Source organism: Streptomyces sp. NPDC005863 (assembly GCF_042871345.1).
In the GTDB taxonomy this organism is placed as follows: domain Bacteria; phylum Actinomycetota; class Actinomycetes; order Streptomycetales; family Streptomycetaceae; genus Streptomyces.
Genome location: NZ_JBIAII010000011.1, coordinates 40,945 through 58,131, shown reverse-complemented (window position 1 = coordinate 58,131; position 17,187 = coordinate 40,945). Strand labels below are relative to the sequence as shown.

Here is a 17,187-nt window from a genome sequence, read left to right as displayed (position 1 = left end):
CGGGGCGGCGGACAAGGGGCGTTCGGGCCGTCGAGCCCGCTCCCGCGCCGACGCGAAGCGCCCCACCCCTGGTGAGGGATGGGGCGCTCGGCGTCGGGCGCGCACGTCGGCCGGGCCGTGCCGCGCGGCCCCGGGGGCTGCGGTCAGGCCTTACGAGCCCGCGCCGCCTTCTTGGCGGCCGGCTTCTTGGCCGCGGCCGTCTTCTTCGCGGCGGCGGCCTTCTTCGTGGCGGCCGCCTTCTTGGCGGGGGTCTTCCCCGCGGGGGCCTTACCGGCCGGGACGTCCGCCTTGACCGTGGCCGTCCGCTTGGTGGCCGTGGCGCTCGCCGCCACCGTCTTCTTGGCGGCGGCCTTCTTGGCGGACGTCTTGCGCGGGGCGGTCTTCTTGGCCGACCGCCCCCGCGAGGACACCGCGTCGCTGATCCGGTCCGCCGAGATGATGTCCCGGAGGAACTTGCCGGTGTGGCTGGTCGCAACGCCCGCGACGTCCTCGGGCGTGCCCTCGGCGATGACGAGACCGCCGCCGTTGCCACCCTCCGGACCCATGTCGACGACCCAGTCCGCGGTCTTGATCACGTCGAGGTTGTGCTCGATGACGATGACCGTGTTGCCCTTGTCGACCAGACCGGAGAGGACCGTGATCAGCTTGCTGATGTCCTCGAAGTGCAGACCGGTGGTCGGCTCGTCGAGCACGTACACGGTCCGGCCGGTGGAGCGCTTCTGGAGCTCGGAGGCCAGCTTGACGCGCTGGGCCTCGCCTCCGGAGAGCGTGGGCGCGGACTGGCCGAGCCGCACGTACCCGAGGCCGACGTCGTTGAGGGTCTTCAGGTGCCGGGCGATGCCGGGCACCGCCTCGAAGAAGTCGAGCGCCTCCTCGATCGGCATGTCGAGGACCTCGGCGATGGACTTGCCCTTGTAGTGCACGTCCAGCGTCTCGCGGTTGTACCGCGCGCCGTGGCAGACCTCGCACGGCACGTACACGTCCGGGAGGAAGTTCATCTCGATCTTGATGGTGCCGTCGCCGGAGCAGTTCTCGCAGCGGCCGCCCTTGACGTTGAAGGAGAAGCGGCCGGGGAGGTAGCCCCGGACCTTCGCCTCCGTCGTCTCCGCGAAGAGGCGGCGGACGTGGTCGAAGACTCCGGTGTACGTCGCGGGGTTCGAGCGCGGGGTGCGGCCGATCGGCGACTGGTCGACGTGCACGACCTTGTCGACCAGGTCGTCGCCCTCCACGCGCGTGTGCCGGCCGGGGACGGACCTGGCGCCGTTCAGCTCGCGGGCCAGGTGCGTGTACAGGATGTCGTTGACCAGCGTCGACTTGCCGGAGCCGGAGACGCCCGTGACCGCGGTGAGCACGCCGAGCGGGAAGGAGACGTCGATGTCCTGGAGGTTGTTCTCGCGGGCGCCGTGCACCGTGAGCTGCCGGGAGGGGTCGGCGGGGCGGCGCACGTCCGGGATCGGGATGGCCCGCTTGCCCGAGAGGTACTGGCCGGTGATCGACTTGTCGTTGGCCAGGAGCTCCTTCATGGAGCCGCTGTGCACGACCTTGCCGCCGTGCTCACCGGCGCCGGGGCCGATGTCGACGACCCAGTCGGCGACCTTGATGGTGTCCTCGTCGTGCTCGACGACGATGAGCGTGTTGCCCATGTCGCGCAGGCGGACGAGGGTCTCGATCAGGCGGTGGTTGTCGCGCTGGTGCAGGCCGATGGACGGCTCGTCCAGGACGTACAACACGCCGACCAGGCCGGAGCCGATCTGGGTGGCCAGGCGGATGCGCTGGGCCTCGCCGCCGGAGAGGGTGCCCGCGGCGCGGTTCAGCGAGAGGTAGTCGAGGCCGACGTCGACCAGGAACCGCAGGCGTTCGTTGACCTCCTTGAGCACGCGCTCGGCGATCTTCTTGTCGCGCGCGCCCAGCCTCAGCTGTGCGAGGAAGTCCGCGCAGTCGCTGATCGACATCGCGGAGACCTCGGCGATCGACTTCCCCATGACCGAGACGGCCAGGACGATCGGCTTGAGGCGGGTGCCCTCACAGGTGGGGCAGGGCACCTCGCGCATGTAGCCCTCGAAGCGCTCGCGGCTGGCGTCGCTCTCGGCCTCGCTGTGGCGGCGCTTGACGAAGGGGACGGCGCCTTCGAAGGCGGTGGTGTAGACCCGCTCGCGGCCGTACCGGTTGCGGTAGCGGACCTCGATCTGGGTGCGGTGGCCGTTGAGCAGGGCCTTCCTGGCGCGCAGCGGAAGTCCGGCCCACGGGATGTCGGTACGGAAGCCGAGCGCGTCGGAGAGGGCTCCCACGAGCCGCCCGAAGTACTCCTTGGTGTGGCCGTGCGACCAGGGGTGGATGGCGCCCTCGTCGAGCGACTTGTCCTCGTCCGGGACGATCAGCTCGGGGTCGACCTCCATGCGGGTGCCGATGCCGGTGCAGTCCGGGCAGGCGCCGAAGGGCGAGTTGAAGGAGAAGGAGCGGGGCTCAAGCTCCTCGAAGGACAGGTCGTCGTACGGGCAGTAGAGGTGCTCCGAGTACATGCGCTCGCGCTCGGGGTCGTCCTCGGCGAGGTCCACGAAGTCGAGCACGACCATGCCGCCGGAGAGGCCGAGGGCGGTCTCCACGGAGTCGGTGAGCCTGCGCTTGGCGGAGTCCTTCACCGTGAGGCGGTCGACGACCACCTCGATGGTGTGCTTCTCCTGCTTCTTCAGCGTGGGCGGCTCGGAGAGCTGGATGGTCTCGCCGTCGACCCGCGCGCGGCTGTAGCCCTTGGTCTGCAGGTCGGCGAAGAGGTCGACGAACTCGCCCTTGCGCTCGCGCACCAGCGGCGACAGGACCTGGAAGCGGCTGCCCTCGGGCAGCTCCAGGACCTTGTCGACGATGGCCTGCGGCGACTGCCGGGAGATCGGGCGGCCGCACTCGGGACAGTGCGGCTTGCCGATGCGCGCGAAGAGCAGGCGCAGGTAGTCGTAGACCTCGGTGATGGTGCCGACCGTCGAGCGCGGGTTGCGCGAGGTCGACTTCTGGTCGATGGAGACCGCGGGCGAGAGACCCTCGATGAAGTCGACGTCGGGCTTGTCCATCTGACCGAGGAACTGCCGGGCGTACGAGGAGAGGGACTCCACGTACCGCCGCTGGCCCTCGGCGAAGATCGTGTCGAACGCGAGCGAGGACTTGCCCGACCCGGAGAGTCCGGTGAAGACGATGAGGGAGTCACGCGGGAGGTCGAGCGAGACGTTCTTGAGATTGTGCTCGCGCGCGCCACGGACGATGAGACGGTCGGCCACGCCGGTCCGCACCTTTCTTGAGAGAAGTGACAGGGGCAGAACCCCGTCGTTCACAGACTAGGGCGAGCCACTGACAACGCCGGGCTGCTTCCCTGGTTCCACGTACACAACAAACCCGGACCTTCAAGAATGCCCGATGCCGCTCTCGACCATATAGCACGTGTATTCGATTTACGGCCGCGTTCGGAGCCCTTCACCCGTCCGTGTGACGCGGCTATCGTCGACCGCATGATTGATCATGTGCGCGACCTGGCGTCTGTACGTGACGCGACCGACCGACTGCTCACCGCAGCGGCGAAACTGAACAACGATTCGATCGCCGAGCCGTCACGGCTGCCCGGCTGGAGCCGCGGCCACGTCCTGGCCCACCTCGCGCGGAACGCGGACGCGCTGGTGAACGTGCTCGCCGGGCGCCCGATGTACGTCAGCGCCGAGGCGCGGGACGGGGACATCGAGCGGGACGCTCCGCGCGGGCTCGCGGCGCAGCTGGACGACGTGCGGGAGAGCGCGGAGCGCTTCCAGGCGGAGGGCGCGAGGCCCGCCGACTGGTCCCGCACGGTGGAGCTCCGCAACGGCGTCACGGACACGGCGGCGCGGGTGCCCTTCCGGCGCTGGGTCGAGGTCGAGCTGCACCACGTCGACCTCGGCATCGGGTACGAGCTGGAGGACCTGCCGGCGGAGTTCGTGCAGCGGGAGATCTCGTTCCTGACGGCACGCTTCTCGGGGAACCCCGACGTCCCGCCCGTCCGGATCACGGACGGCACGCACGCGTGGAGCACAGGAAGGGAGGGCCGGCCCGAGGTCACCGTTTCCGGCCCCGCACCGGAGGTGGTCGGCTGGTTGGCCGGCCGCCGTGACGGCTCCGCGCTCACGGCCGAAGGCGGCCTCCTTCCCGCGCTGCCCCCGCTATAGGCTGGCGGACATGACGTACAGCGGAGCGGTGAAGGTCGGCGGGCCCGCGGATGTGCACGAGCTGCCGGACCTGATGATTTCGAAGGTCGCGGTCGGACCGATGGACAACAACGCCTACCTGCTGCGCTGCCGGGCCACCGGCGAGCAGCTCCTGATCGACGCGGCCAACGACGCCGAGACGCTGCTGACCCTGATCGGTGACGACGGCATCGCGTCCGTCGTCACCACGCACCAGCACGGCGACCACTGGCAGGCCCTTGAGGCCGTCGTGACGGCGACCGGCGCGCGCACCTACGCGGGCCGCGAGGACGCCTCGGGCATCCCCGTGCCGACGGACGTCCTGGTCGACGACGGCGACACCCTCACGGTCGGCCGCGTCACGCTGACCGCGCGCCACCTGGTGGGGCACACGCCGGGTTCGATCGCGCTCGTGTACGACGACCCGCACGGCCACGCGCACGTGTTCACCGGCGACTGCCTCTTCCCCGGCGGCGTCGGCAACACGTGGAAGGACCCGGAGGCCTTCGCGAGCCTCATCGACGACGTCGAGACGAAGATCTTCGGGACGTTGACGGACGAGACGTGGGTCTACCCCGGCCACGGCGGCGACACGACGCTCGGTGCCGAGCGGCCGCACCTTCCGGAGTGGCGCGCGCGAGGCTGGTAGTGGGCCAGGGGGTACGCGTTACGCCTGACCGGCGGCGACCAGCGCCGCCACCCGCTCCACCGCGAACGCGTACCCCTGCACGCCGCATCCGGCGATGACGCCGTCGGCCCGCTGCGAGACGTAGCTGTGGTGCCGGAACGCCTCGCGCTGGTGGATGTTGGAGATGTGCACCTCCAACACGGGCATTCCGTCACAGGTGTTGAGCGCGTCCAGGATGGCGACGGAGGTGTGCGAGTAGGCCGCGGGGTTGATGACGATGCCCGCGTGGTGCTCGCGCGCCTCGTGGATCCAGTCGACCAACTCGCCCTCGTGGTTGCTCTGTCGCAGATCCACGGTCCCCCCGTGCGCGGCCGCCGCCTCGGCGCACAGGGCCTCGACGTCGGCGAGGGTGTCGGTGCCGTAGATCTCGGGCTGGCGCCGGCCGAGGAGGTTCAGGTTCGGCCCGTTCAGAACCATGATCGGGGCGGTGGCAAGGCTGCGCGTCATAGGGGAGGTCTATCACGCCTCCCGCGCGGGCCGGTACGGGCCACCGACGTCGTCGCGGGCGTCGTGGGCGCCGCTGTCGTGGGCGCCGCTACGGATTGACCGCCAGTTCCAGGTAGGCGGCGAACAGCACCAGGTGGACGCCGCCCTGCAGTGGTGTGGCGCGGCCCGGTACGACCGTGAGGGTGCTGACGATCACCGTGAGGACCAGCAGCACCATGTGGGTCGCGCCGAGGCCGAGCACCAGCGGTCCTGAGAGCCACACGGAGGCGACCGCGACGGCCGGGATGGTCAGTCCGATGCTGGCCATCGCCGAGCCGAGGGCGAGGTTCAGGCTGGTCTGCACGCGGTCGCGGCGGGTCGCGCGCACCGCGGCGATGGTCTCGGGGAGCAGCACGAGGAGCGCAATGATCACGCCGACGACGGCGTGCGGCATGCCGGCGCTCTCCACCCCCGACTCGATCGTCGGGGAGACGCCCTTGGCGAGGCCGACCACCCCGACCAGGGCGAGGGCGAGCAGTCCGAGGCTGACCAGCGCCTGCCGCGCGGAGGGGCCTTCGGCGTGGCCGTCGGCGTCGATGACGTCTCCCTGCCGGGTGACGGGCAGGAAGTAGTCGCGGTGGCGCACGGTCTGGGTGGTCACGAACAGGCCGTACAGGATGAGGGCGGCGACCGCGGCGAAGGTGAGCTGGGCCGTGGAGAACTCCGGGCCGGGCTTGGATGTGGTGAACGTCGGCAGGACCAGGCAGAGCGTGGCCAGGGTGGCGACGGTCGCGAGGGCGGCGCCGGTGCCCTCGGAGTTGAAGACGGCGACGCGGTGGCGCAGCGCGCCCGCCAGGAGACAGAGCCCGACGATGCCGTTGCAGGTGATCATCACGGCGGCGAAGACGGTGTCCCGCGCCAGGGTGGAGCTCTTGTCGCCGCCATCGGCCATGAGGGTGACGATGAGCGCCACCTCGATGATCGTCACCGCGACCGCGAGGACGAGCGAGCCGAAGGGTTCGCCGACGCGGTGCGCGATCACCTCGGCGTGGTGGACGGCGGCGAGCACCGCCCCGGCGAGGATCAGCGTCACGACGGCGACGACCGCGCCCGGCAGGTCCCGCCCCCAGGTGAGCGCGAGGAGAACGATCGCGAGGACCGGCACCACGGCCGTCCACTGCATGCCGAGCGCCCGGAGCCGAGTGACCATGACTCGATGCTGCCCCGGGCGCCTGGGTGCCGCTACTCGGTGTCCCCCGCCCTGCGGCGGGCGGGGGACACCGGGCGTCAGGCCTCGATGCTGTCCTTGCGGCTGTCGTCCGCGGCCTCGGCGGCCGCCCGCTGCTCCTGCTTCTTGGAGGCGATGAGGCTGGTGATCGTGGTGATCACCAGGACACCGCAGATGACGCCGAGCGAGACCGGGATGGAGATCTCGGGGACGTGCACGCCGTTCTCGTGCAGGGCGTGCAGCACCAGCTTCACGCCGATGAAGCCGAGGATCACCGACAGGCCGTAGCTGAGGTGGACCAGCTTCCTGAGCAGTCCGCCGATGAGGAAGTACAGCTGGCGCAGGCCCATCAGGGCGAAGGCGTTGGCGGTGAAGACGATGTACGGGTCCTGGGTGAGGCCGAAGATCGCCGGGATGGAGTCCATGGCGAAGAGGACGTCGGTGGTGCCGATGGCGAGCATGACGACCATGAGGGGCGTCATGATCTTCTTGCCGTTCTTCCGGATGAAGAGCTTCGTGCCCTCGTACCGGTCGGAGACGCCGAACTTCTTCTCGATGGACTTCAGGAGGCGGTTCTCCTCGAACTCCTCTTCCTCCTCGTCGGAGCGCGCCTCCTGGATGAGCTTCCAGGCGGTGTAGATCAAGAACGCGCCGAAGATGTAGAAGACCCACGAGAAGTTGGCGATGACCGCGGCGCCGGCGGCGATGAAGATCGCGCGCAGGACCAGGGCGATCAGCACACCGAACAGCAGCACCCGCTGCTGGAGGTGGGAGGGCACCGAGAACTTCGCCATGATCAGGATGAAGACGAAGAGGTTGTCGACGGAGAGCGACTTCTCGGTGATGAAGCCCGCGAAGAACTCGCCGGACGCCTGGCTCTCACCGGCGACCAGCAGGCCGACGCCGAAGAGCGCCGCGAGGACGATCCAGACGACCGTCCATATTCCGGCTTCCTTGATCGACACGTCATGGGGCTTGCGCCCGATGAAGAAGTCGACCGCGATCAGGGCACACAGACCGAGAACGGTCGTCACCCACAGGGTCATTGAAACGTCCACTGCGCCTCCGGCGTCGTACGGCTACTGATCAGCGTCGTCGCTGCCGGAGGTCTCTTCCACCCGAGACGGTCACCGCCGTGAGTCGGGCCGACGCCCCGGGACCGATGGCGGTCCGTATTGACGGGTACGTCGCAGTCGGGAGTACTCCCCTCCGCTGGTAGAAGCGTACGCGAAACACCAAGGATTGGTAAAGGGCTTGGCAAACAAGAGCCAAAGGCCCTGCTCAGGGGCGTACAAAAGTCGCTTTGGCGTCAACGTCCGCCGGTGCGTCGGGCCGTGGCGACCCGGTCGAGGATCCGGTGCAGGACCTCGCTGCCCGGCGGGACGACCGGCGGGTCGTACGTCCACGCGTGACCGACCCAGGGGTCGGCGAGGTGATCGTCGGGCACCGGCGTCAGCCGCAGCAGCGCGCGCCACAGGGGGTCGAGCAGCGGCCCGTACTCCGCGGCGTCCTCGCGGTCGGCGACCATCATCAGGTGGACACCGACGGCCGGGCCCTCGTCCGCGAGGTAGCGCAGCTGGGTCACCGCGCGGTCGTCGAAACCGTGCGGGAAGTCGTTGACGATCAGGAGCTGCTCCGCGGTGTCCAGATCCGGGGGCAGCGCGTCGGCCGCGCCGCCGCGGACCGCCATCTGGACCAGGTCGACGCGCTGCGTCAGCCTGCCGAGCACGTCGGCGACGCCCGCCGCCCCGGCGGCCGGGGGCGCGGCGAGCACACCGGCCGTCACGAGCGGCGCGAGCGCGGAGGTGGCGCTGCCCGCCGCGTCGATGACGTGCACCTGGAACTCGTTCGCCGGGTAGGCCGCGAGCAGCCGTGCCGCGTGCAGGACCGCGCTGTCCATGGCGAGGCGGCGCAGCGTGGTGGCGTCGGTGGCGTGGTTGGTGAGCTCCCTGCCGCTGTCGATCCACAGGCCGCGTTCGAGCGGCAGCCGGACCAGCATCGGGATGCGCAGGCCGACGCGTTCCGGGAGGTGGAGGTCGCCGAGGCGCAGCGCCATGGGGATCTCCATCGGCGTGCGGTAGGCGTGCCACGCGGGGCTGCTCCACGCCGCGAACGCCGGGGGCAGCGCGGGCTCGACGACCTCGGCCTCGGCGACCAGCTGGTCGAGGTCACGGTCGAGGGCGGCCTTGGCCTGGCCGACCAGGTCGGCGTGTTTGGCGCGGGCGGTCTGACGCGCGGCGTCACCGGCACCGCCGATGCGGCTGCGCGGGTCGGACAGGACCTTGTCGAGCTCCTGTTCCCTGCGGGAGTCCGCGAAGTCGACGGCGCTGCGGTACGCGGCGGTGGTGCGGGCCAGGTCCTCGAACATGCCCCACACCTGGTTGTAGAGCCGCTCCTCCATGGACCAGCCGGTGGCGTCACCGGCGACGGGCCGTTCGGGCTGCCCGGGCGGGGCCGGGGGCGCGGTGGGCGGGGGCGTGGGCGGCGCGGCGGTGCGGCGGCTCGGGTGGGTGTAGTCGACGGGGGTGGCGGCGCTCGGTTGGTCGGCGGGCTGGGGCGGGGGTGGTGTGTCGCCGGCGTCCCCGGCGGGCCGGCCGGCGGGTCCCGGGTGCCCCGGGTGCCCTGGGTGCTGAGGGCGGGCTGCGGGGCGGTCCGGCCGGGATGTGGTCTGGGCCTGGGCTGGGGTCTGGGCCTGCGCCTGGGGCTGGGACCCGGTGCGTACGTGGGTGTCGTCGGCGGCACGCTGCGGCGGCGGGGCCACCGAGCGGGCCATGCCCCGCGCCACGGCGTCGTCGATCGAGGCCGCCAGCTCACGGGCCTCGGGCAGGCCCTGGTCGGTGAGCATCTCGGCGAGGCCGCCCGCGTATCCCTGGCCGACGGCACGGACCTTCCAGGCGCCCTGGCGGCGGTAGAGCTCCAAGGCGACGACGGCGGACTCGGTGTCCAGATCGGTGAGGGTGTAACCGGCGACCTCGGTGCCGTCGAGGGCGGTGACCGCGACGAAGGGGGCGGCGAGGGCACGGAAACTCACCGGGCCCCCGACGCCGACCGGCAGGGCGAGCAGGACGCTGACCCGGTGGACGGTGTCCGGCAGGGCGTCGAGATCCACGGCGAGGCGGTGGTCGGCCGCCGCCTGCCGGGAGACCTCCAGGCCCGGCAGGGTGGGCGAGCCGGGGTGGGCGACCCACTCCACGCCGCGTACCCGGCCCCGGTCGTCGCCGAGCGTGGCGCCCGCGACGATCGGCTTGCCCGCGGACACGCGGATCTCCAGGCGGGTTTCGGGAAGCGGGTGGTTCTGCCCCCGCACCAGCTCAGCCGTCATCGCGTTCGTTCCCCCTCGGAGGGCTCCCGTCGAGCCCCCGTACTTCGCTCGTGCCTCGTACTTCGCTCGCGCCCGGCACCTCACTCGGCCGTCGCCGGCAGGCGCGGTGCGGGCGCGCGCTCACAGGTGCGTGATCACAGGGTGCGCACTCACAGGTGCGGCAGGATCGACGGCATCAGGTCCTGGAAGGTGCGGCCGTTGGCCGGGTTGCCGATGGCCGTCATCTGCCAGCCGGCGCCCGCGCGGTGGACCTTCGCCATGATCTGCGCGGTGTACTGCCCGCCGCCGTCCAGCGTGTAGCGGGCCAGCTCCTGGCCGTTGGTCTCGTCGACGAGGCGGCAGAACGCGTTCTGCACCTCCTGGAAGGTCTGGCCGGTGAAGGAGTTCACCGTGAAGACGATCTGGTCGATGTGGACGGGAACGCGCTGGAGGTCGACGAGGATCGCCTCGTCGTCCCCGCCCTGGCCGACGCCGCCCACGAGGTTGTCGCCGGTGTGCCGCACCGAGCCGTCGTCGCTGACCAGGTGGCGGAAGAACACGACGTCGACCGGCTGCTTGTCGGCGAACAGCACCGCCGACGCGTCCAGGTCGATCTCGCGCGTCCGCGTGCCGAACAGTCCCCGGCGCGGGGCGGCCTGCCACCCCAGTCCCATGCGCACCGCGGTCAGGGCGCCCCCGTCGTCCTTCTGCAGGCTGATGGCCTGACCCTTGGTCATGTTGACCGTCACGCGCTGTCCCCTCTCGAACTGCCTGGGCAACCGCCTCTTGCGGTTGCCCAGCACCCTATGCACTGCCACCTGCGGCGCAGCACTCCGGGCGGCACTTTGTGGCGGTCTTGCAACAGACCGTCCGGTCGGCCGTTTCACCTGTCCCCCGGGCCCCGTCCCACCCCTCCCGGGGGTAACAGGGGGTGCCGCTAGGCCTGGCCCGCCTCCCTCATCTGACGGAGCTCCTTCTTCATCTCGGACACCTCGTCGCGCAGCCGGGCGGCGATCTCGAACTGCAGGTCGGCGGCGGCCGCGCGCATCCGCTCGGTCATCTCCTCGATCTGCTCGGCCAGCTCGGCCGCGGGACGGTCGGTCGGGACCGTCTCCGCGCCCTTCTTGCCCTTCGCCTTGGTCTTGCCCTTGGCGGGCGCGGCCGCGGTGCCGGCCGCCTTGCCCGCGTCGCCGCCGAGCGAGGGCACGGGGGCCTTGGCGCCCTTGCCCGCCTTCGGCTTGCGGAAGTCGGTGCCGAGGAGCTGCTCGGTGTCGACCTCCTCGCGCGCGATCGCCGACACGATGTCGTTGATCTTCTTGCGGAGGGGCTGCGGGTCGATGCCCCTCTCCTTGTTGTAGGCGATCTGCTTCTCGCGGCGACGGTTGGTCTCGTCGATGGCCTTCTCCATCGCCGGGGTGACCTTGTCCGCGTACATGTGGACCTGGCCGGAGACGTTGCGCGCCGCGCGGCCGATGGTCTGGATCAGGGAGGTGCCCGAGCGGAGGAAGCCCTCCTTGTCGGCGTCGAGGATCGCCACCAGGGAGACCTCGGGCAGGTCGAGGCCCTCGCGCAGGAGGTTGATGCCGACCAGTACGTCGTACTCACCGGCGCGCAGCTCGCGCAGGAGCTCGACGCGGCGCAGGGTGTCGACGTCGCTGTGGAGGTAGCGGACCTGGATGCCCAGTTCGAGGAAGTAGTCGGTGAGGTCCTCGGCCATCTTCTTGGTGAGCGTGGTGACCAGGACGCGCTCGTCCTTCTCGGTGCGCGTACGGATCTCGTGCACCAGGTCGTCGATCTGGCCCTCGGTGGGCTTCACGACGACCTCGGGGTCGACGAGGCCGGTGGGGCGGATGATCTGCTCGACGAAGCCGTCGCCGCGCGACAGCTCGTACTTCCCCGGGGTCGCCGAGAGGTAGACCGTCTGTCCGATGCGGCCGAGGAACTCCTCCCACTTCAGCGGGCGGTTGTCCAGGGCGGAGGGCAGCCGGAAGCCGTGGTCGACGAGGGTGCGCTTGCGGGAGGCGTCGCCCTCGTACATCGCGCCGATCTGGGGAACCGTCACGTGCGACTCGTCGAGGACCAGGAGGAAGTCCTCCGGGAAGTAGTCGATGAGGGTGTGCGGGGCGGTGCCGGGCTCGCGGTCGTCGAAGTGCATCGAGTAGTTCTCGACGCCGGAGCAGGAGCCGATCTGGCGGAGCATCTCCAGGTCGTACGTGGTGCGCATGCGCAGCCGCTGGGCCTCCAGCATCTTGCCCTGCTTCTCCAGCTCGGGAAGGCGCTCGGCGAGCTCCTTCTCGATGCCGTTGATCGCCTTCTCCATGCGCTCCGGGCCCGCCACGTAGTGCGAGGCCGGGAAGATGTACAGGTGGTCGTCGTCGCTGATGACCTCGCCGGTGAGCGGGTGGAGGGTGGAGAGCGCCTCGATCTCGTCACCGAACATCTCGATGCGGACGGCCAGCTCCTCGTAGACCGGGAAGATCTCGATGGTGTCGCCGCGGACCCGGAAGGTGCCTCGGCTGAACGCCAGGTCGTTGCGCGTGTACTGGATGTCGACGAAGCGGCGCAGCAGCTGGTCGCGGTCGATCTCCTCGCCGACCTTGAGCGGGACCATCCGGTCCACGTACTCCTGGGGGGTGCCGAGGCCGTAGATGCAGGAGACCGAGGCGACCACGATCACGTCGCGGCGGGTCAGCAGCGAGTTGGTCGCCGAGTGGCGCAGGCGCTCGACCTCCTCGTTGATCGAGGAGTCCTTCTCGATGTAGGTGTCCGACTGCGGGACGTACGCCTCGGGCTGGTAGTAGTCGTAGTACGAGACGAAGTACTCCACCGCGTTGTTCGGCAGCAGCTCGCGGAACTCGTTCGCCAGCTGGGCGGCCAGCGTTTTGTTCGGCGCCATCACCAGGGTGGGGCGCTGGAGCTTCTCGATCATCCACGCGGTGGTGGCCGACTTGCCGGTGCCGGTCGCGCCGAGGAGGACGACGTCCTTCTCGCCTGCGCGGATGCGTCGGTCCAGCTCGGCGATGGCCGCCGGCTGGTCACCGCTGGGCTGGTACGGGCTGACGACCTCGAAGGGTGCCACCGTGCGTTCGATCTTGGATACGGGCCGCATGGAATCAACCGTACGACCCCCCACTGACAACCGGGGTGGATCGGCCGCTCAGCGGCCTCGCGCGGCGGGTCCCGCGGCGCTCACCAGTTCTGCGGGGTGCGGGAGCCGGGCCGGGTGCGGGGGCGGGTCCTGACCCTGCTGCGGCGGGCCGGCGGCACGTGGCGGTCGCCCGAGCGCGGGACGGGGTAGGACTGGCGGGTGCGGGCGCCGCTCGCGGGGTTCCTGACGTCCGCCTGGCCGCCCATGACCATCAGCGGGTCGAACATCACGATCACGCCCGCCAGGAGCAGGAAGGCGAGCGGCCCGATCATCATGGGCGCGAGGATCTCGGCGGGCGAGTCACCGGGCGGCGCGGCGTCCGAGCCGTGCAGGTGGACGCTGAGCCCCGCCATCCCCATGTAGTGCATGCCGCTCACGGCCAGGCCCATGACGAGGCTCGCGCCCAGGCTCCAGGCGAAGCCCCTGACCTGTCCGGCCGCCCAGAGCGCGGCGGTCGCGGCGGCCATGGCGATCACCACGGACGCGGCGACGGTCAGGGTGTTGTACTCCAGCGTCCCGCGCAGACGCATACCGGCCATTCCCAGGTAGTGCATCGAGGCGACTCCGAGGCCCGTGATGGTGCCACCGGTGAAGAGGGCGGTGCCTGTGGCGCCGCGGTAGCCGACGATGAAGATGCCGATGCCGACCATGAGGATGGCGACGGCGAGGCTCGCGAAGGTGAGGGGCTTGTCGTAGTGGATCGGGGCCTCCTCGACGGTGAAGCCCATCATCGCCACGAAGTGCATGGTCCAGATGCCGGATCCGATGGCGCCCGAGCCGAGCGCCAGCCAGCCGGGCCGCCAGGAGTGGGCGACGAGCAGCGATCTGGTCGTGCAGCGCAGGCCGAGCGCTCCTCCCAGGCAGGCCATGACGTAGGCCACCACCGGTGTGACGACTCCGTAGCTGAACCCGTCGACCGTGCCCTGCATGCGCGGTAGCCCTTCCGCCTGTCGTGCCCAAATGCCTGTTGTGCCCGTTGTGCCTGTTGTGCCCAAATGCCATGAAAGCGTTCCATGCGCCCCCTGCCTGCGGCCATCTGAAAGGCCGTCGGCTGAGGCTGAGAGTAAAGCTCACGCCGGAACGCACGAACGATTTTCCGGCAAAGAATCGCGTTCCCCACGCGCGGGGTCCTCGACTTTGACGACTCCGTTCAACCTGTGGCCATCCTGCACCTGTCTCGCGTTGGCCGCCGACTGTCACTCTCGACCGGTCCGCGATCTCACGACGCGAGGAGTACCCGTGTACGCACGCGCTGCCGTCACCGCCGCCGCCCTGCTCGGAGCCGGTGTGCTCACCCTGCCCACCGCCTCCGCCGCCACGCAGGCCCCCTCGGCACCGAGCGCCCCCAAGCACCACCGCCCTGTCGTCGTCGCCCACCGCGGCGCCTCCGCCTACGCGCCCGAGAACACCCTCGCGGCGATAGACAAGGCCCGCGCCATGGGGTTCCGCTGGGTGGAGAACGACGTCCAGCGGACCAAGGACGGCGAGCTGGTGATCGTGCACGACGACACCCTGAAGCGGACGACGAACGTCGAGGAGGTCTTCCCCGACCGGGCGCCGTGGAACGTCAAGGACTTCACCGCGGCGGAGATCGCCCGGCTCGACGCGGGCAGCTGGTTCAGCCCGAAGTACGCGGGGCAGCGGGTGCCGACCCTGAAGCAGTACATGCGGCGGGTGTCGCACAACCACCAGAGCCTGGTGTTCGAGTTCAAGAAGCCCGAGCTGTACCCCGGCATCGAGCAGCAGGGCCTGCGGGTGCTGCGCAAGGAGGGCTGGCTCGACCGCGACCACGTCAAGAACAAGCTGGTCGTCCAGAGCTTCAGCGCGGACAGCGTGCGGAAGGTGCACGCGCTGCGGCCCGATGTGAAGACCGGCTTCCTCGGCACGCCCGCCGTCGCCGAACTGCCGCGGTATGCCAAGTTCGCCGACCAGATCAACGCGTCGCACACGACCGTCTCGGCCGGCTACGTCTCGGCACTGCACGCCGTGAAGGGCCCGCACCACAAGCCGCTGGAGATCTTCACCTGGACCGTCAACGACGCCGCGAGCACGGTGCGCGCGGCGGGCTTCGGCGTGGACGGCATCATCACCAACACCCCGGACGTGGTCCGCAAGGCGCTCCGCGACGGCTGACGGGCCGCGTGGTCGGGCGACGCCTCGTCGGCAGTGCCGGACCGCGTTGTCAGTGGCCGGTCGTACGGTGGTCGGCATGAACGCCACTGCGCAGGACCCGCGGGCGGCCGTGTGGGCCGTCGTCGACAGCGACATCGGTCCCCTGCTGCTCGCCGCGACCGGCGAGGGGCTGGTCACCGTGGTCTTCCACGCCACCGACGCGGTGCGCGACAAGGCTCTGGAGCGGCTCGGTTCCCGCCTGGGCACCGAGCCGGTCCACGCGCCGGACTCGCCGCTGCTCGCCGAGCCGGTGCGCCAGCTCACGGAGTACTTCGCGGGCCGGCGGCGCGACTTCGAGCTGCCGCTCGACTGGTCCCTGATATCCGGCTTCAACCGCCAGGTGCTGCGCGAGCTCGCCTCCGGCGTGCCGTACGGCACCGTGGTGGGCTACGGCGACCTGGCCCGCCGCGTCGGCCAGCCCGGCGCGGCCCAGGCTGTCGGCGTCGCGATGGGCGCCAACCCCCTGCCCGTGGTGGTGGCCTGTCACCGTGTGGTGGAGCGCGACGGCGGCATCGGCGGCTTCGGCGGCGGCCTGGAGACGAAGCGGCAGCTGCTGGCCCTGGAGGGGGTCCTGCCGCAGCCACTGTTCTGAGGCGCGCCGCTGTACTGAGTCACGCCGTTGTACCGAGTCGCGCCGCTGCTCTGAGTCACACGGCTGCTCCGGGCTGTCCTGCCTGCGGTCTCGGGGACCGCTCGCGGCGACCGTGTTCCGCGCGCGGGGGCGCACTGGCACACTGCGTCAGTGACTTCGACCGTCGACGCCCCTGACATACCCACGCCGGAGGCGCTGCCCGCGCTGCGTCGCCGCACGAACGCGGTGTTGATCGCCGGCCAGATACTGGGCGGACTCGGTGTGCCGATCGGCATCGCCCTGGCGCCGATGCTGGCGACCGACGTGAGCGGCACGGAGGCGCTGTCGGGCCTCGCGCCGACCGCGTCCGTGGCGGGCACGGCCCTGCTCTCGCTGCCGCTCGCCGCGCTGATGAACGCGCGCGGGCGGCGCGCCGGGCTCGTCCTCGCGTACGTGATCGGCGCGGTGGGCGCGGGGCTCGTGGTGCTTGCCTCGGTGGTGGGGAGCTTCGCCCTGCTGCTGCTCGGCATGGCGGCCTTCGGGGCGGGGTCGCTGGCCACGCTGCAGGCGCGGTTCGCTGCGGCCGACCTCGTCGAGCCCGACCGGCGCGGCCGGGCGATCTCGCACGTCATCTGGGCCACCACGATCGGCTCCGTCCTCGGCCCGAACATCGCCGCGCCCGCGAGCCGGGTCTTCACCGGCACCTCCATCCCCGAGGAGGCGGGCCCCTTCCTCTTCGCCGCGGGGATCTTCGCGCTCGCCGCGCTGGTGGTGGCGGTGCTGTTGCGGCCCGACCCGCTGCTGACCGCCCGCGCGCTGGCCCCGCAGGACAGCGGGACCGCGCAGAGCCGCTCGCTGAAGGCCGGGATCGCCGCGGTCGCGGCGTCGCCGATGGCCCGGCTCGCCCTGGTGACGGTGGCCGCTTCGCACACGGTGATGGTCTCGATCATGGTGATGACCCCGGTCGACCTGGGGCACCACGGCGCGAGTCTGCAACTGGTCGGCCTGGTCATCAGCGGTCACATCGCGGGCATGTACGCGTTCTCGCCGGTGATGGGGTGGCTCGCCGACCGGTTCGGCCGGCTCTCCGTGATCGGCCTCGCGGTGGGGCTGCTCGGCTGCGCGGCGCTGCTGGCCGGCACGGCGGGGGCCAGCCACGGGCAGACGGCCGCCGGGCTCTTCGTCCTTGGTCTCGGCTGGTCCGCCGGTCTGGTGTCGGGCTCGGCGCTGCTCACCGACTCGGTGCCGGCGCCCGCGCGGGCCGCCGTGCAGGGCCTGTCGGACCTGACCATGAACGCGGCGGCGGGCATCGGCGGCGCCGCCGCGGGCCTGATCGTGGCGCGGGCGAGCTACGGCTGGCTCAACCTCGTCGGCGTCTGCGTCCTGCTGCCGATGGCCGCGCTCGCGGTCCGCAGGGCCCTCAAGACGACCTGACGGCACGGCTGCCGGCGGGTGGT

The 17,187-nt window shown here is 70.9% G+C and carries 13 protein-coding genes; 5 read left to right on the top strand and 8 right to left on the bottom strand.

Going from position 1 to position 17,187, the window contains the following annotated elements; translation table 11 throughout:
* Window positions 1-143: 143 nt before the first annotated feature.
* Window positions 144-3,266 (bottom strand): excinuclease ABC subunit UvrA, encoded by a 3,123-nt coding sequence (gene uvrA, locus ACFYO9_RS30835; protein WP_355817907.1) that lies wholly within the window; start codon window positions 3,264-3,266, stop codon window positions 144-146.
* A 228-nt stretch (window positions 3,267-3,494) separates the two neighbouring features.
* Here uvrA and ACFYO9_RS30830 point away from each other — a divergent pair, with 228 nt between their 5' ends.
* Together ACFYO9_RS30830 and ACFYO9_RS30825 are read left to right on the top strand one after the other, a co-directional pair.
* Complete coding sequence (locus ACFYO9_RS30830) at window positions 3,495-4,178, top strand: maleylpyruvate isomerase family mycothiol-dependent enzyme (protein ID WP_358777630.1); 684 nt, start codon at window positions 3,495-3,497, stop codon at window positions 4,176-4,178.
* A gap of 10 nt (window positions 4,179-4,188) precedes the next feature.
* Window positions 4,189-4,845: an MBL fold metallo-hydrolase gene (locus tag ACFYO9_RS30825; RefSeq protein ID WP_358777629.1), complete on the top strand. Its 657-nt coding sequence runs from the start codon at window positions 4,189-4,191 to the stop codon at window positions 4,843-4,845.
* An 18-nt stretch (window positions 4,846-4,863) separates the two neighbouring features.
* On the opposite strand, the gene aroQ is transcribed toward ACFYO9_RS30825, so the two are convergent.
* From aroQ to ACFYO9_RS30790, 7 genes are all read right to left on the bottom strand, one after another.
* On the bottom strand, window positions 4,864-5,331 hold the full coding sequence (gene aroQ, locus ACFYO9_RS30820; RefSeq protein WP_355817898.1) for a type II 3-dehydroquinate dehydratase: 468 nt from the start codon (window positions 5,329-5,331) through the stop codon (window positions 4,864-4,866).
* A gap of 88 nt (window positions 5,332-5,419) precedes the next feature.
* Window positions 5,420-6,520 (bottom strand): ionic transporter y4hA, encoded by a 1,101-nt coding sequence (locus ACFYO9_RS30815; RefSeq protein WP_355817896.1) that lies wholly within the window; start codon window positions 6,518-6,520, stop codon window positions 5,420-5,422.
* A 77-nt stretch (window positions 6,521-6,597) separates the two neighbouring features.
* Window positions 6,598-7,596 carry a TerC family protein gene (locus ACFYO9_RS30810; RefSeq protein ID WP_355817893.1) on the bottom strand — a complete coding sequence of 333 codons (999 nt, stop codon included), beginning with the start codon at window positions 7,594-7,596 and terminating at the stop codon, window positions 6,598-6,600.
* Window positions 7,597-7,847: 251 nt separating this feature from the next.
* The gene (locus ACFYO9_RS30805; protein ID WP_358777628.1) at window positions 7,848-9,860 is read right to left on the bottom strand and encodes a TerD family protein; all 2,013 of its coding nucleotides are present in this window, start codon (window positions 9,858-9,860) and stop codon (window positions 7,848-7,850) included.
* 149 nt (window positions 9,861-10,009) lie between these two features.
* The gene (locus ACFYO9_RS30800) at window positions 10,010-10,588 is read right to left on the bottom strand and encodes a TerD family protein (RefSeq protein WP_355817887.1); all 579 of its coding nucleotides are present in this window, start codon (window positions 10,586-10,588) and stop codon (window positions 10,010-10,012) included.
* A gap of 188 nt (window positions 10,589-10,776) precedes the next feature.
* Window positions 10,777-12,948: an excinuclease ABC subunit UvrB gene (uvrB, locus tag ACFYO9_RS30795; RefSeq protein ID WP_358777627.1), complete on the bottom strand. Its 2,172-nt coding sequence runs from the start codon at window positions 12,946-12,948 to the stop codon at window positions 10,777-10,779.
* Window positions 12,949-13,028: 80 nt separating this feature from the next.
* A complete protein-coding gene (locus ACFYO9_RS30790) occupies window positions 13,029-13,916 on the bottom strand; it encodes an MHYT domain-containing protein (RefSeq protein WP_355817881.1) in 888 nt (295 codons plus the stop codon).
* A gap of 310 nt (window positions 13,917-14,226) precedes the next feature.
* Here ACFYO9_RS30790 and ACFYO9_RS30785 point away from each other — a divergent pair, with 310 nt between their 5' ends.
* The 3 genes from ACFYO9_RS30785 (at window position 14,227) to ACFYO9_RS30775 (ending at window position 17,164) form a co-directional block, all read left to right on the top strand.
* Window positions 14,227-15,120, top strand: a complete 894-nt coding sequence (locus tag ACFYO9_RS30785; protein WP_358777626.1) for a glycerophosphodiester phosphodiesterase family protein — start codon at window positions 14,227-14,229, stop codon at window positions 15,118-15,120.
* Between the two features lie 76 nt (window positions 15,121-15,196).
* A complete protein-coding gene (locus ACFYO9_RS30780) occupies window positions 15,197-15,751 on the top strand; it encodes a methylated-DNA--[protein]-cysteine S-methyltransferase (protein WP_355817876.1) in 555 nt (184 codons plus the stop codon).
* Window positions 15,752-15,901: 150 nt separating this feature from the next.
* On the top strand, window positions 15,902-17,164 hold the full coding sequence (locus tag ACFYO9_RS30775) for an MFS transporter (RefSeq protein WP_358777625.1): 1,263 nt from the start codon (window positions 15,902-15,904) through the stop codon (window positions 17,162-17,164).
* The last annotated feature ends 23 nt before the right edge of the window (window positions 17,165-17,187 follow it).